Genomic DNA, 15,396 nt, shown 5'->3' on the forward strand with positions numbered 1-15,396 from the left:
CCGCGATGGAATAGCCGCGATGAGTTGCCCTGAGGACTTACAGCATTTATATTTACGCCTGATTCGTACACATTTCCATGAAAAACCGCCTTCTGTCCGCACTCTTCGTCACACTTTCCGCCGGCGCCGTTCATGCGCAGGTTACCTATTTCGCGGATATGATGGGCAAGGGTTTCAAACAGGCGACGATCGTGCAGCCTTCCGACTACGAAGGCAGCGTTACCTGCACGATCATCCGGAAAACGACTCCGGAAAAGCGCACCAAAGCGGTTCTTTATGTCCACGGCTTCAACGACTATTTCTTCCAGGAGGAAATGGCCGAGCGCTACATAAAGGAGGGGTTCAACTTTTACGCCGTCGATCTCCGGAAATACGGTCGCTCGTGGCTCAGCCATCAGAAGATCAATAATGTCCGCGACCTTTCCGAGTACTACGCCGATATCGACACCGCTCTGGCGGTTATCAAAGCGGAAGGCAACGAAAAAGTGCTTTTGAGCGGGCATTCGCTGGGCGGGCTCACGATATCGCTTTACGCGAGCGAGCGGGCGGGCAGGGAGAAATTCGATGCGGTGCTGCTCAACAGTCCGATGTTTGCATTAAATATCAAATCGGGACTCAAAAAAAAGGCGTTGCCGTTACTCGTAAAAAGGGCTGAAAAACACCCGGAAACGACCTTCGACCTGGGTATCAACCCACTCTATGGCGAAAGCTTGCATGTGACAGCGCATGGCGAATGGTCGTATAGCCTGGGCTTGAAACCATTCATCGCCCCGCCCGTCAACCTCGGATGGATACGCGCCGTGCATCAGGCGCAGGAGCGGCTTGCACAGGGTATCACTATCAATAAACCGGTACTGGTGCTGCATTCGGCCAAATCCATCGACGAAAAGAAATGGAGTGATATCTTTTTCACCGGCGACGCGGTGCTCAATGTCGGGGACGTGGCGCAGCAGGCCCAGAATATTGTAGGTCAATACAGCATTCAGGCAGTCCAGGGTGGCATGCATGACCTCATCCTTTCCAAACAACCCGTCCGCGACGAGGTGTACTCCACCATTTTCAACTGGGCCAAACGCACTGTTAAGTAACCCGGCATTTCATGCCGGGCATGGAATGACTTCAGATTTCCTCCAAAATTTGTAGTTTCATTTGTACAAACAACAATGCTATGAAACTGCTGCTCATTGAAGACGAAAAAGCGCTGGCCACCAGCATACAAAACTATTTTCAGCGCGAAAACTTCATTTGCGAATGGGCGGCAGACTACCGGACGGCGGTTGAAAAGATTCATATTTACCGCTACGACTGTGTACTTGTGGACCTGATGTTACCCGATGGCGACGGTCTCGACGCCGTCCGGGAGCTCAAACGCAACTTCCCGGAGACCGGTATCATCATCATTTCCGCTAAAAATTCACTCGACGACCGCATTACCGGCCTGAACCTCGGCTCGGACGATTACCTGACCAAACCTTTCCACCTTTCGGAACTGAATGCGCGCGTGCAGGCCGTGATACGCCGACGGAGCTTCCAGGGAAGCCAGCAAATACGGTTCGGCAAAATCCAGATCGATCCACAGGAACATCTCGTGCTCGTCGATCAGCAGGAAATCGTCCTGACCCGCAAGGAATACGATCTGCTCGTGTACCTGATCGCCAACAAAAACCGGGTATTGACCAAGGAATCCATCGCCGAGCACCTGTGGGGTGACGATGCGGACTTAATGGACAATTTTGACTTTATATACACACATATTAAAAACCTCCGAAAGAAGCTGATGGACAAAGGCTGCCCCGACTATCTGAAATCCATTTACGGGGTCGGCTATAAATTCAGCGAGCAATGAAACTGCTGGAACGCATTCTCAAATATCAGATCGTCACATCGCTGTGCGTGCTCACACTGGGTGCCGTATTATTCTATTTTTCAGTAGATTACCTGATAGACCTGGAAGTAAACAAGGAACTCATGCGCAGCAAGACCAAAGTGAGCTGGCAACTCCGGCACATCGACGAACTGCCGGTGTACATTCTACAGCTCGGCGACAGCCTGCAACTGGATCAGGTTCGGTACCCGGGGCAAATGGTGCTTGTGGAGCGAAAACTGTTCAACGAGTTTGAAAACGAATACCAGCCCTACCGGCAGCTGACCTTCTACGAACGCGTCGAGGGAGCATGGTACCGTGTGACTATCAGCAAGTTACTAGCCCAGCGACAGCAATTACTGGAAGCGGTGGTCATGACCGTCACATTCATTGTGGCATTGCTGCTTATATCCCTGCTCCTGCTGAACAGCTGGCTTTCCCGTCGGTTATGGCGGCCGTTTTACAGGACCTTGCGCGCACTGGATTCCTACCAGGTCGAAAAGCACGAAGTACTGACTTTTCCCAAACAGCATACCGTCGAATTTGACCAGCTAAACCTGTCAGTGACGCAGTTTACCGACCGTCTTGCGGCCACTTACCAAAACCTGAAAGAGTTTACCGAGAATGCCTCGCACGAGATACAGACCCCGCTGGCGGTGATATTGTCCAAAATCGAAGGGCTGTTCCAGGACGAGGACCTGAAAGAATCGCAAATAGTGGCACTTTCGGAGATTAGCGAGGCAGCCAATCGGCTGGCGAAACTGAATCAGGCATTATTATTGCTTACCAAAATCGAAAACCGGCAGTTTCTGGCCGGTACAGAGCCGATCAGCCTGGTTCCGATCATCAACCGCAAGCTCCGGGACCTGGAAGATCTGATCGAGCAGCGGGAGATTACCGTGAAGACTGCGATAGAGCCGACGGGCCCGGTAATGCACCCAGCATTGGCGGAAGTGCTGGTGAATAATTTATTGACCAATGCAATTCGCTACAATGTAAATGGGGGAACGATCGATATCAGGCTCGTCCCGGGACAGTTGATTGTCCGCAACACCGGCGCGCCCATCCATATCGACCCCGAACTGATGTTTGAAAGATTCCGTAAGGAAGGCTCCAATTCAGCATCGCTCGGCCTGGGACTCGCACTGGCGAAAACGATCTGCCAGGTAAATGGGCAAACGCTCAGATATGAAACCGAAGGCACATGGCACATTCTCACCGTGACCTGGTAACGATATTCAAGATTTTTCATGGCTAGTAGTGAATAAAGGGAGGGTCTTTGATTCTCCTTTTTTTATGTATTTCAAAAAAACGCGCAACTACAAATTGTCTTCAGAATTCACACAGAATTGCAACAGGATCGCTACTGAAATTTGAATACACTTAATCAATTTAATAGCGATGACAACAACCCGTAATTTCAGAAAAATAACAGCAGTAGCCCTTGCATCCGCATTGTTGGGCGGAACCTCCTACGCTACTTACGAGCATTTCGGCAAGCCCGATACTATTTCGACATGGGTCAGCAATGCAACCCCGTTCGTCAAAGCCCGGCTGGATGGTAAAGCCGCCGGCCCGGCGACCGGTGGGCCAATTACCAATGGCCCCTCGGCGATGATCCCCGCCGACTTTTCATTTGCCTCCAAAAAAGCCACTGCGGCGGTTGTGCACATTAAATCGACATTGAAACCGGAACGTACGGTGAGTCAAATGCAAATCCCGGAAGAGTTCAGGGATTTCTTCGGTGATCGCAACCCGTTCGGCCAGCAGGCTCCCGAAGGTAAAATGGAGAAACCCCAGGCCACCGGTTCAGGCGTGATCATCAATCCCGACGGCTATATCGTGACAAACAACCACGTGATCCAGGGCGCGGAAACGCTGGAAGTCACCCTTGCCGACAAACATACCTACAAAGCCAAAGTAATCGGCAGCGACCCGAACACGGACATTGCGCTGATCAAGATCGACGCGAAGAACCTGCCGGCATTGTCGTTCGGCAACTCCGAGAATGTGGAAGTGGGACAATGGGTATTGGCAGTGGGTAACCCCTACAACCTCACCTCGACCGTGACCGCAGGCATCGTGAGCGCGAAAGGACGCAGCATCAATATCCTCGGCGAGAATGCCAAGGCGCCTATCGAGTCGTTCATTCAAACCGACGCGGCTGTGAACCCGGGCAACTCGGGTGGTGCATTGGTGGATTTGAATGGTAACCTCATCGGCATCAACACCGCCATTGCCAGCCAGACAGGCTCGTTTGCCGGCTATTCGTTCGCGGTCCCTTCGAGCATTGCCCACAAAGTGGTGGAAGATATTTCCAAATTCGGCTCCGTACAGCGCGGGTACCTGGGCGTGGGTATCAGCGAAGTGGATGCGACCAAAGTCAAATCATTTGACCTGAAAGTGGATGAAGGCGTCCGCGTCGAGAATTTCGCTGACGAAAGTGCCGCGAAAGAGGCCGGCATCAAAATCGGTGATGTGATCACCAAGATCGACGGCCATGAGATTACCAGCGTACCGCAGTTGCAGGAAGCCATCGCCCAACATAAACCATCCGACAAAGTCACCGTGAATGTGAACCGCGACGGTGTCGAAAAAGTGGTTTCCGTGACATTGAAAGGCATTTCCGAGCCTTCCGTTGCCGACCGCTCGTCGTCGGCCGTGATGGAACAGCTGGGTATTGAGCTGAAAGACCTGACCAATCAGCAGAAAAAAGAATACGGAATCGGTGCCGGCGCGCAAGTAACGGCCATCAATGCCGGCAAAATCCGCCAGGGTACCGATATGGAAGAAGGATTTGTGATTACCAAAATCGATAAGACACCGGTTGCCAATGCCCGTGAAGCCATTAAAATGCTGCAAAGCAAAAAAGGCGGGGTGATGATCGAGGGGCTTTATCCCGGCAACGATGAAACCCAATATTTTGCAATTGGCTTGTAGTAACCCTCGGTTTTCCGGGAAAAGGCGTTCCCGGAAAACCACTTAAAATGACCCATTCAAATGAAAAAGAACCTGATTTTGTTGGGAATGCTGACTCTGCTGGGCAGTGTGGTGCTCGCGCAAAGTCCCCAACAGCCTACGTCCGGCAAGGCTTTGACTTATAACTGGATTGTCCCCGACATGAAAACCAACCAAAACCCAATGTACGCCAGTTCGCTTTCGCGTCACCGCATCCAAACTGCTTTCGACAAGGCGCTGGAAAGCAAGGGGCTCATACGAAATACCCAGCACCCCGACCTGCTCCTGCAATTCCACACCTACACGCAACGCGTGCGTAAGAACTACTATGGTGGCGGGGCCTACCCATTCGGTGCCTACCCCATGATGGGCTGGGGCCGGTTCGGCTGGGGATATCCTTACTATGGCGGCTTCGGCGGGTATGGCTACGGAGGCTATCCCTATTCTACCACCGGCACCGACGGTACGCTGATCCTCGATGTGGTGGATACCAAAACCGGTGATATTATCTGGCAAAAAGCGATTTCCGGCGATGTGAGCAATCCAAACCGGCTCGAAAAACAGATTAACAAGGGTGTTAAAAAACTCATGAAAAACTTTCCTGCGCAGCAGGGATTAATCTGACAGGCATTTCCCGCAGGCACTTCCGAAGTCACCGTTTCGGGTTGGGGGTCATGTTGTGAACTTCGGAAGTAACGCGGGAATTATTTTTTTCAAAATGCCCGAATCTTCAATATTTCAACAGAATCGAAGGGTACCTTGGTATCATCAAAAGTCAAAGAAGCTATTCAATTTTAACAGTTTAATACCATGAAACCGCTTCATTTGTTAGCCACTATTCTGCTCTCCGCCGCCAGCTTCACCAGCTACGGCCAGGATGATCAAATGGTTAGTAACGCGCAACAAAACATTGTCACTGACCAAAGCCTGCTCAAAGCCATTGCACCCTACAATGACGACGTCCGCAACGATATTCTCGTAGCTACCCAATACCCCGACGTGCTCGGCAAACTGGCCGGTATCCGGGAGAAAAGCAGCGCAGGTTTTCAGCAAATTATTCAGGACTACCCTCAAAAGAAACAAAGCTGGTTCTACGAAGTCAGCCGATACCCCGAGCTGATGCACAAACTGGCCACATTGCCCCGCAAAACCTCCCGCGAAACGATCGACGGCATGCTGGCAAATGTGAACCCTTCTTCCGAGCTGAAAGAAGCTGCCTGGAAGTTGTATAACAATCACCACAACGACCTGGTGGCAGTCGATAACCTCAACGAAGAAGCCGGCGCCCAGTTTCAAAGCATGATCGCCTTGCTCAACCCGGATGCACGGCAGGCGTTCAAAACCCTGGAAGAAATGCCCGACGTATTGTCGCTTCTCAACGACCACTCCGACCTCGTAACCCGGCTCGGGGAACGTTTCAAAGACAATCCGGCCGACGTGCGCAACGACCTGGCAACCATTCACGACCAGATCGACGCACAAAACAAAGAGGAATTGGCTGCCTACCAGGATGAGTTGAAACAAAATCCGCAGGCGATGCAGGAGCTTAGCCAGGCTTCACAGGAATACGCTTCTCAGGGTGGTTACAGCTATCCTGCTCCCACCGGCGACAAGGTAGTCAACTATGGCAGCCCTTACTCCTACTGGTTCGGTTACCCTTACTGGTACGGCTCACCCATGTGGTATCCCGGCTTGTATGGCTATGGTTCCGGCTTCTATTTCGGATTAGGTGGCTATCCGATGGTCTACGCGATGCCTTCGCTCGGCTTTTCGAGATGGTTTTTCGGTGGAGCCTACCGGTACTATCCGCACTTGTACCGCCAATACGACCACTACTATCATACCGTCGCTCCGCGTAATTATATGTATTCGCCAAGAACCGCATTCATCGGTTCGGCTGCAAGACATTTTAATCCATCCGTAGGCGCGCGGTCCTACCTGTTCGACAGAGGTCAGTCGTTCCGCTCGGCCCCACGGGCAGCGCAAAGCTACCGTCCGATGACCCGCAGCAACACTTTCAGCGCCCCTTCCCGTTCTTACGGATCTTTTGGAGGCCGGACATTTAATGGTGGCGGTGGTGGATTTAGCCGGGGTGGATTCAGCGGAGGAGGTTTCCGCGGAGGACGCCGGTAATGCTGGTTTGAAGGTGAACCCTTCAAACACTCTATTCGAAGGCCTCTGGCCGGTCAATACCATAGAGCAGTATTGACCGGCCAGAGGCCTTCGAATAGTTGGTCCGAACGTTTACGTTGGGACTACCGAGCGTTTTCTATTTGGGAGGAAAGGTTTTGTAAACATCACCTCGAACAGCTATTGTTATCACAATTACATTCGGAGCAATGCATTCGATCCCCATACGATACTGGCCGATGCGAATTCGATAATACCTGCGACCAGTTTTCTGTCCGCGAACTGGGGCATAGTCAACACCGGCTGTCTCCAAAGCATCGGCGCTCATTAATTTCCCGAGTACAGCCTGGGTAGCGCTTTGAATATTAGTTGGTAACCGTGCGAACTCTCTGATGAATGACTTTTTGTAAACTATTTCCATCCCATTAGCTTCATAAACTCTTCATGGGTAATGGTCTCTTCGTCGTCGCGTGCTTCCATTTCGAGAGCCAGCAGATAATCCTGCACATCATCATTATTGATGATATACGCGAGTTTCCTAATCTCCTCCAACGTAAAGGTCTTCCGTTTTTTCTTTGCCGAGAAATTCACGGTTGTCAATCCTAACTTACCTGCCAGGTAATCATTCCGATACCCAGACACTTCAATGAGTTCTCCAATGTTCATAACAATGCGCTCGTAGCGTTTTATAGTTTCATTCATCATCGTTAAGGAACTTTTGAGTATAGTACAGACTACAAATTTCATCATAAAACCAAACAAATATGTTGCATTTCCCGCACAATTTTCACTTTTAAGCCAATCCGATTCCCGGAAGGCGGAATTCACAAATTATCCGCGCATATTTAGCCAGTAATGCTGGTTTGAAGGTAAACCCTTCAAACACTCTATTCGAAGGCCTCTGGCCGGTCAATGCTGCTCTATGGTATTGACCGGCCGGAGGCCTTCGAAATGTTGGTCCGAACGTTTACGTTCGAACCAGCTCCACCTTAGCGCAGTACTACAAAGTGTTACTTTTTTGATATCGCTTCGTATCAATAGAAAAAAAGCTATGTCTGAAAAGTATAAATTCTTCAACGGCGGCCTCTTCTTTGTCACCATCACGATCGTCGGATGGATTGATGTTTTCAGTCGAAAAATATATGCAGACGAGATTATCAAAAGTCTTAACTATTGTATTGATCACAAAGGACTGCAAGTATTTGAATTCGTGATCATGACCAATCATGTTCATCTAATCTGCTCGGCACGGGACGGTAATGTCTCGAGGATTATCAAAGATTTCAAAAGTTTTACGGCAAAGGAAATCATAAGGCTTATACAAGAGAACAAGGCAGAAAGCAGGCGTGAATGGTTGCTTTACATGTTCCGGTATTTTGCAAAAGGTACAAGTCCAAAATGCGAATTTCAGTTTTGGCAGCATCGGAACCATCCGATCAGTCTGGAAACAAATCGCTTCATCAGGCAAAAAGCAAATTACATATTAAACAATCCTGTTAAAGCTGGAATTGTATTGGAACCGCAACACTATATTTACAGTAGTGCCAATCCTGAGACTGCGCTGAAATTGAGTTAGGTGATAGTTTCAAGGTGAACCCTTCAAACATGCTATTCCTAGGCCTCTGGCCGGTCAATACCGTAGAGCAGTACTGACCGGCCAGAGGCCTAGGAATAGTGAGTCCGAACGTATACGTTCGAACTACCGCGATTATAATTAAATTAGCGGCCGTCATTTTTACTAATATACAGAACTTAATCATGCAGATCAGCGATCTCAAAATCCTCTTTTTCGACATCGGCGGCGTCCTTTTGAGTAATGGATGGGGGCACGAATCCCGCATTCTGGCGGCGGAGAAATTCGGACTCAACTATAAGGAAATGGACCAGCTCCATAACTTCATTTTCAATGTCTACGAAATCGGGAGCGTCAATCTCGACCAGTACCTCGACACGGTGATCTTCAACCATCCGCGCGACTTCGTCCGGGAGGATTTCAAGGAATTCATGTACTCTCAGTCGGTTGAGCTGCCCGGAATGCTGGCCTGGCTCAAAGAATGGAAGAAAGATTGCGGCTTCCGGATCATCTCCATCAATAACGAGGGGAAAGAGCTGAACGATTACCGCATTCAGAAGTTCAAACTGCACACCTGCTTCGATGCATTCATCTCTTCCTGCGAAGTAAAAATGCGCAAACCCGATCCGCGGATATTCGAACTCGCCATGGGTATTGCGCAGGCTACTCCCAGCCAATGCGTGTATTTCGACGACCGCATCATGTTTTCCAATATGGCCAAAACACTCGGGTTACGCGCGTACCAGCACACGAGTTTCGAATCGACGAAAGAAATCCTCGAAGAGCTGAAAAAAGAGCAGTTCGACCGCTTCGGCCCGCCGCGCTGATCAGAATGTACGGTCGTCGGCCGAAGGTCCATAAATGGATGGCACAGGAATCTCGTTCAGGCGCATGTACACGGTTAGCTGGCCGCGATGGTGCACCCAGTGGTTGATCGTCGAACCGACTCCCTCGCGTTTGGGCTGGGTAAATAGTACCTGGCCCTGCCGTTTCAAATAGAATGGCGCATCGAGGTCGTCATCGGTAATGCCTGCCAGTGATTTTTTCGCACCATTAAAAACTTCCTCATAATGGTCAACTAATTCCTCGCTGGTGGTGAATTCGAAACGTTTGTAAGTGGCAAAATCAACTTCCCCCTGCTCTACCATGAAAGTTATCCAAAGGGGGATCTCCGCTACCAAAAGCGTGAGATAGCCCATTTGCATGGAAGTAGGATGCGGTTTGTAGTCGAATAATGCCATGGGAATGCGTTCTAGGCATTTGCGGGTCGAAGTATACTCCGCGTCCAGTTCTTTGATGTAGGCGTCTACTAAGGTCCTGTTGCTCATCGTATCGTTCGTTTTTTAAGCAAACTCAAAAAAAACAGTGCCGTGCGATTGCCCGGCACGAAATCAAAGAAATGAAATACGACCTCGACTGGCTTATAATCAAATATGAAGAGCAGCGCAAAATGAAGTTCCTCCACTTCTGGGGGCATCAACCAGCCCGTGGCGGCCAGATTACCCAATCGTGCCTCAGCCAATGGTGGCAATCGGCGTTTGTGATCGGCGATGTAACCTACCGTACCTCAGAACATTGGATGATGGCCGAGAAAGCCCGTCTGTTCGAAAACGAACCTCTGAGGGAGCGGATCATTGCCTGCGCCTCACCCGGTGAAGCAAAAGCGCTGGGCCGGATGGTCGAAAATTTCGATGAACAAACCTGGATAACAAAGCGCCGGGAGATTGTATTGGAAGGTAGTATTCAAAAGTTCTCACAAAATCCCGAGCTTGGCTCGTACCTTTTGAATACCTCCGACAGGATCCTCGTGGAAGCCAGTCCGGTTGATCCTGTCTGGGGAATCGGGCTTCCGGCAGACGATCCGCGCGCACATGATCCCACACGATGGGAGGGACTCAATCTTCTCGGGTTTACATTAATGGAAACACGGGACCTCCTCACAAACCGCTAGTAGATATACGTCGGCTTTCGTTCGTTAAACGGTGAGCATCGCGATGCTGGTGCCGCCAATGTGCCGGATACCTTTGAACCGCGGGTCCTTTTCGTAGAGCTCGTTCAGGGCGGTCCATACACCGGGCCAGTTGGTGTAGTCGTGCCAGATAATGAGGCCGCCCTTTCGAATGATGGTGAATACTTTCTCGCTGTCGTTCAGCACATACTCGTACGCGTGGGAACCATCGATGAACGCCACATCCACAGAATTGTGGTATTCCCCGAAATCGAACGACGCCGAATCCCCAAACACCTGCCGGATTTTCGACGACGCCGGATGACCTATAAACCGCCCGCCAGACATTTCCTTCTTAACATACCGCACCTCCCCTTCCTCGATTTCCATCTTCGTTGAAGCCAGTTCCTCAGCAGGCAGGTCCAGCGTGATAATCTCGGTGTTCCTATCGCTGTTCAAGGCCATATTTAAAGTTGTACGGCCTTCGAATGTCCCGATCTCGAAAATCCGCCGCGGGTTCCATTTCCTGACGAGGTTACTGATCACTTTAAGCTCAAACTCCGTGGTGTGCCCGAAACCGCATTCGTAAACACCTTCATAAGCGGCCGAATCGTTGCCAAAAAGCTCAAAAACGTCGGTCTTGGGAATAATAAAAGGATCGACAGGCGTACTATCCCCGGACGGTTGCTGCCCGTTATAGCTGTTATACAGTTTCAGAAGCTCATCCCGGAAACCGGAATTCAGCATGCCGATCGTGAGGGTATATCCTACCCTTTTTAAAACACCTGCATACAAGCGGAAATTATCCAATGCTTTGCTCATAGATGCGTATGTGTTAAATTGAACGATTCAGAGGAAACGCAAAGCTTCTGTCGGAGCCCGCGAGACCCTGTTAACGAGATGTGGCGGATATTTAAGTGAAAATACTGATTTACAAGTAAATACAATTCAACAAATTCCAAAAATTGTGCCAGATCGATTATCGAACGTAAATCGCCCAGCTTTCAAACGGTACAAACCGGATGTATAAAACCCCAGATATTCGCGGACTATATATTCCCGTTCAACCAACCGTGAAACAGTCGGCCGAGCGGGTAACATACCAGGAATTTCTTCCTGTCAGGGCGTTACAGGGCTTTATTTACTGCTATTGGCAATTGCGAACGACTGCCCCGCTCGATGAGCCCTTCCTTTACCGCGTCGTGGCCGATGGCTGTATCGACATCTTTTTTGAGCTGCATAACCCTTCCGAAAATTTTGTAATGGGCTTTTGCAAAAGGTACACGGAGTTTCCGCTTGAAAACAGTTTCGATTACGTGGGTGTACGTTTTTTACCCACGATGTTTCCACAACTCTTCAAAATCAATGCTTCGGAGCTGAGCAACCGGTTTGAAAATCTGAACCTTGTCGTACCCGGCACGGCGCGGTTCATTGCATCGGCTTTCGACCCGGGTTTATCTCCGGACGAAATCAAGCGCAGACTGGACGATTACTTCCTGCATTTGGCAGCAGCCATTGATTTTAACCCCGATCCCCGCCTGTATGGGGCTTTGGCGGTGATCCTTCAAAATTTCGGCGTGTTGAATGTCGAAAAAGACCTGGACACCGGCCTTAGTGCCCGACAGCTCCGCAGGCTTTTCGAATATTACATCGGCGACTCCGCCAAGACGTTCAGCCAGGTCGTGCGTTTCCAGAATATCCTCCGCGCCAAACCTTCACAGCAGAGCCTCCGCGAGAACAAGTTGTTTTACGACAACGGTTACTACGACCAGGCCCATTTCATCAAGGAATTCAAAAACCTTTACGGTGTGACGCCGGGAAGAGCATTCGGCAAGTGATTTTGTCCGTTTTTTACAATCCTGCTCCGTCTGTCCGGCCGAAATTAGTAGCATCAACAAAACGGACGGCATCATGAAAAGGCTCATCGTATTACTCGCATTGCTTTGCATCGCTACCAACGTATTTTCTCAAACCAGTTCATCAACACAAACCCACCACAAAATGAAACTGAACGCAGGCATCATCACTTCCAAACTCGCCGAAACCAAAGCATTTTACACCGGGACACTCGGCTTCGGCGTAACATTTGAAAATGAATTCTACCTCTTGCTTCACGTGCCGGGAGGTGGCTCCGAAATCAGCTTTTTGCTGCCCGATCACCCGTCGCAACAGCCGCTCTTTCAAAAGGCTTTCCAGGGCCAGGGCACGTACTTGACCATCGAAGTAGAGGACGTAGACGAGCTTTATAAAGAGCTCAAAAATAAGGGGGTAGAAATCAAAATCGATATCCGGGACGAGCCGTGGGGAGACAGGCATTTTGCAATCCAGGACCCGAATGGCGTCGGAATCGATCTGTTGAAATATTCACCGCCGCAAAAACAATAGCAGGTCAAAACCATGCGGGTGCCCTGTCATACGCCCGCATGGCATTTTCACTAATTCCCGGCAAACCACTTCCGGGATTCTCTTTATTTGCAAAAAATTCGAACAAACATTCTCAAACAACGGTTTAGAAAGAAGAACTACGCAAATAATGAACGACCACATTTCCAGAATCCAACAGCAGATCGAGCCATTACGGCAACAGATTATCCAGCACAAAGTTTATTCCGTTATCCGTGACATCGAGGACCTCAAAGTATTCATGAAATACCATGTTTACGCCGTATGGGATTTTATGTCACTATTAAAATCGCTTCAAAACAGCCTGACCTGCACATCGGTGCCCTGGTTCCCGACAGGAGATGGCGAAACGCGCAATCTCATCAACGAGATCGTAGCGGGCGAAGAGTCCGATGTCGATAATGAAGGAAATTTCAAAAGCCATTTCGAGCTATACCTCGACGCCATGGCACAATGCGGTGCCGATACGACCGAAATAGGCCGGTTTATCACCGTGCTGCGCGAGACGGGCGACTTTGAGAAAGCATTCGATGCAGCGGGAACACCTGAAAAAGCCCGTGAATTTGTCCGCTTCACATTCGACACGATCGCAACCCGTAAAGATCACCTTCAGGCCGCCATTTTCACCTTCGGGCGCGAAGATCTTATTCCGGGCATGTTCATGTCGATCATCGAAGATATCCACCGTAATTTCCCGGACAGCATTTCCATTTTTAAATACTACCTTGAACGCCATATCGAAGTGGACGGTGACCACCACAGCCACCTCGCGCTTCGCATGACCGCCAATCTCTGCGACAAAAATGAAGCATTCTGGGACGAAGCCCAACAGGCTACCATCGCATCCCTCGAAAAGCGTATTGCCCTGTGGGACGGCGTTTTTGAGGAGATCGCGGTAGAAAATATGACAAAATAAGACAGACTATCAACCATGTCTATTTCAAAAGAATCGGAGCTAACCGGCATGCAGGATGTCAGCCGCGCGGTAGCCACCACGTTACGCGCGATGCGCGAGCATGCGAAGCCGGGCATGACGGCCAAGGAACTGGACGATTTCGGGGGTGAAATACTGAGCAGCCTCGGCGCGAAATCGGCCCCGAAACTTACGTATGGTTTTCCGGGCTGGACTTGCATTAGTATCAACAACGAAGTCGCGCACGGCGTCCCTTCCGAAACAAAAGTTTTGCAGGAGAGTGATCTGGTAAATATCGATGTTTCCGCCGAATTGAATGGGTTTTGGTCCGATAACGGCGGTTCCTTTGTGCTGGGCGAAGACATTCACGGGCATAACAAACTGGTGAATGCTTCCAAACGGATACTGGGCAAAGCGCTCGGCCAGATTAAGGGCGGTGTAAGGATCGCGGATATCGGACGGCTGATCGAAACCGAAGCCAAACGATCCGGCTACAAGGTTATTAAAAACCTGGCCGGTCACGGCGTAGGGCGCAGCCTGCACGAGGAGCCGCATGAAATTGCCAACTTCTACGATCGTAACAATACGACCCGCTTCCGCAAGAACAGTGTGGTGGCCATCGAAACATTCATTTCAACCATTTCCACCAATGCGGCCACCGAGCGCGACGGCTGGACGCTCGTAGGCTCGCGCGGCGGGTATGTGGCGCAGCACGAGCACACGATCATCGTCACGGACGGCAAACCCGTGATCCTCACGGCCATGAATGGCATTTTCGATTGATTATGACCAAAATCCCTGCACCTGGATCCCGAGCGGCGAATCGTCCCTTTTTTTGAGTTCCTTCCGCAAACGGATGCAGGTGGGGATATGCCCCGAAATATAGACGTTCGAATTGGCCAGCCGCCTGTCGCTGGTCCATTTGAGCATCGATTGCAGACCACCATCGCCGTTCTTTTTCACCGGCTGGATATTCCAGTTGAAATATTCTTTAAATTCCTCGCGGTGATTTTCGTGCGCGATCGTGATGGCTCCGCTGATTTTACGTGTACCGGCCAGCTGCTGCAATGCCAGGTAATGCCCTATGCTGCTCATATCTCCCAAAACAACCATTTCCCCCGCGTACGTAGGCCGGTGCATGGTCGCGCCCACGCCCACGTAGGTAATGCGGTCGCCGGTACGCAGTGAGCGTATCCATTGCGCGCCCGGGCCATCCTGTTCGGCATTAATGTACAACGTGCAGGTGCGGATATCCTCGTCCCAGCCGGCAGGGGTATAATCACGATAGATTCCATCTCCCACTCTCACCTTAATATGCTGGACACGCTTCCAGCCGCTCATGTCCATTTCGGGAAAATGGACGTCCACTTCAAAAAAGGTAGCAGGTTCCCAGGCCCGTATCGCAAGTACGGTTCCTGTTTTTCCAAAGGCATTTTCAAGTAAGTGTAGCGCTTTCTGTTTGATGATGTTCATTTTTAGTGCGATTGGCTTGGTGTTGTTCCATGGCTGACGATCCAGCAGAAATTTTACTTTACAAAACAACACGCCCGCACGCAGAGAATAAAGGGCAAAAGAGGGGTAATGATTGGACAAATCGCGGTTTTACT

Annotated in this window: 17 protein-coding genes; 13 read left to right on the forward strand and 4 right to left on the reverse strand. The window is 50.3% G+C overall.

The window, feature by feature from the left end; translation table 11 throughout:
• Positions 1–77 precede the first annotated feature (77 nt).
• From J7619_RS02170 to J7619_RS02195, 6 genes are all read left to right on the forward strand, one after another.
• On the forward strand, positions 78–1,088 hold the full coding sequence (locus tag J7619_RS02170) for an alpha/beta hydrolase (RefSeq protein WP_291193451.1): 1,011 nt from the start codon (positions 78–80) through the stop codon (positions 1,086–1,088).
• Between the two features lie 80 nt (positions 1,089–1,168).
• Positions 1,169–1,846, forward strand: a complete 678-nt coding sequence (locus J7619_RS02175) for a response regulator transcription factor (protein WP_291193453.1) — start codon at positions 1,169–1,171, stop codon at positions 1,844–1,846.
• The gene (locus tag J7619_RS02180) at positions 1,843–3,096 is read left to right on the forward strand and encodes a HAMP domain-containing sensor histidine kinase (protein ID WP_291193455.1); all 1,254 of its coding nucleotides are present in this window, start codon (positions 1,843–1,845) and stop codon (positions 3,094–3,096) included. Before J7619_RS02175 ends, J7619_RS02180 begins: the two co-directional genes overlap by 4 nt.
• 169 nt (positions 3,097–3,265) lie before the next feature.
• Positions 3,266–4,804, forward strand: coding sequence for a Do family serine endopeptidase (locus J7619_RS02185; RefSeq protein ID WP_291193457.1), 1,539 nt, complete (start codon positions 3,266–3,268; stop codon positions 4,802–4,804).
• A gap of 60 nt (positions 4,805–4,864) precedes the next feature.
• Positions 4,865–5,446, forward strand: coding sequence for a DUF4136 domain-containing protein (locus J7619_RS02190; RefSeq protein ID WP_291193459.1), 582 nt, complete (start codon positions 4,865–4,867; stop codon positions 5,444–5,446).
• Positions 5,447–5,632: 186 nt separating this feature from the next.
• Positions 5,633–6,955, forward strand: a complete 1,323-nt coding sequence (locus tag J7619_RS02195) for a hypothetical protein (RefSeq protein ID WP_291193461.1) — start codon at positions 5,633–5,635, stop codon at positions 6,953–6,955.
• Positions 6,956–7,363: 408 nt separating this feature from the next.
• On the opposite strand, the gene J7619_RS02200 is transcribed toward J7619_RS02195, so the two are convergent.
• Positions 7,364–7,618 (reverse strand): hypothetical protein, encoded by a 255-nt coding sequence (locus J7619_RS02200; RefSeq protein ID WP_291193463.1) that lies wholly within the window; start codon positions 7,616–7,618, stop codon positions 7,364–7,366.
• A gap of 385 nt (positions 7,619–8,003) precedes the next feature.
• Between J7619_RS02200 and J7619_RS02205 the strand changes: the two genes are divergently transcribed.
• Together J7619_RS02205 and J7619_RS02210 are read left to right on the forward strand one after the other, a co-directional pair.
• On the forward strand, positions 8,004–8,528 hold the full coding sequence (locus J7619_RS02205; protein ID WP_291193465.1) for an REP-associated tyrosine transposase: 525 nt from the start codon (positions 8,004–8,006) through the stop codon (positions 8,526–8,528).
• Positions 8,529–8,710: 182 nt separating this feature from the next.
• Positions 8,711–9,352 carry an HAD family hydrolase gene (locus J7619_RS02210; RefSeq protein WP_291193467.1) on the forward strand — a complete coding sequence of 214 codons (642 nt, stop codon included), beginning with the start codon at positions 8,711–8,713 and terminating at the stop codon, positions 9,350–9,352.
• Here the strand turns inward: J7619_RS02210 and J7619_RS02215 are convergent, their stop codons facing one another.
• On the reverse strand, positions 9,353–9,853 hold the full coding sequence (locus J7619_RS02215; protein ID WP_291193469.1) for a DinB family protein: 501 nt from the start codon (positions 9,851–9,853) through the stop codon (positions 9,353–9,355).
• A gap of 71 nt (positions 9,854–9,924) precedes the next feature.
• On the opposite strand from J7619_RS02215, the gene J7619_RS02220 reads away from it, so the two are divergent.
• Positions 9,925–10,476, forward strand: a complete 552-nt coding sequence (locus J7619_RS02220) for an NADAR family protein (protein WP_291193471.1) — start codon at positions 9,925–9,927, stop codon at positions 10,474–10,476.
• Positions 10,477–10,500: 24 nt separating this feature from the next.
• Here J7619_RS02220 and J7619_RS02225 read toward each other — a convergent pair whose 3' ends face one another.
• Positions 10,501–11,295, reverse strand: coding sequence for a class I SAM-dependent methyltransferase (locus J7619_RS02225; protein WP_291193473.1), 795 nt, complete (start codon positions 11,293–11,295; stop codon positions 10,501–10,503).
• Between the two features lie 200 nt (positions 11,296–11,495).
• Here J7619_RS02225 and J7619_RS02230 point away from each other — a divergent pair, with 200 nt between their 5' ends.
• The 4 genes from J7619_RS02230 to map all read left to right on the forward strand — a co-directional run bounded on the left by J7619_RS02230 (position 11,496) and on the right by map (position 14,572).
• Positions 11,496–12,311, forward strand: coding sequence for a helix-turn-helix domain-containing protein (locus tag J7619_RS02230; RefSeq protein WP_291193474.1), 816 nt, complete (start codon positions 11,496–11,498; stop codon positions 12,309–12,311).
• 73 nt (positions 12,312–12,384) lie between these two features.
• The gene (locus tag J7619_RS02235; RefSeq protein WP_291193476.1) at positions 12,385–12,858 is read left to right on the forward strand and encodes a VOC family protein; all 474 of its coding nucleotides are present in this window, start codon (positions 12,385–12,387) and stop codon (positions 12,856–12,858) included.
• Between the two features lie 148 nt (positions 12,859–13,006).
• Entirely contained in the window at positions 13,007–13,792 is a 786-nt protein-coding gene (locus J7619_RS02240; RefSeq protein ID WP_291193478.1) for a DUF3050 domain-containing protein, read from the forward strand.
• A gap of 15 nt (positions 13,793–13,807) precedes the next feature.
• Positions 13,808–14,572 (forward strand): type I methionyl aminopeptidase, encoded by a 765-nt coding sequence (gene map / locus J7619_RS02245; RefSeq protein ID WP_291193480.1) that lies wholly within the window; start codon positions 13,808–13,810, stop codon positions 14,570–14,572.
• Here the strand turns inward: map and J7619_RS02250 are convergent, their stop codons facing one another.
• Positions 14,573–15,262 (reverse strand): hypothetical protein, encoded by a 690-nt coding sequence (locus J7619_RS02250; RefSeq protein WP_291193481.1) that lies wholly within the window; start codon positions 15,260–15,262, stop codon positions 14,573–14,575. It lies immediately after the preceding gene.
• Positions 15,263–15,396: the final 134 nt, after the last annotated feature.

Origin of the sequence: Dyadobacter sp., assembly GCF_017744695.1 — a bacterium.
GTDB lineage: Bacteria > Bacteroidota > Bacteroidia > Cytophagales > Spirosomataceae > Dyadobacter.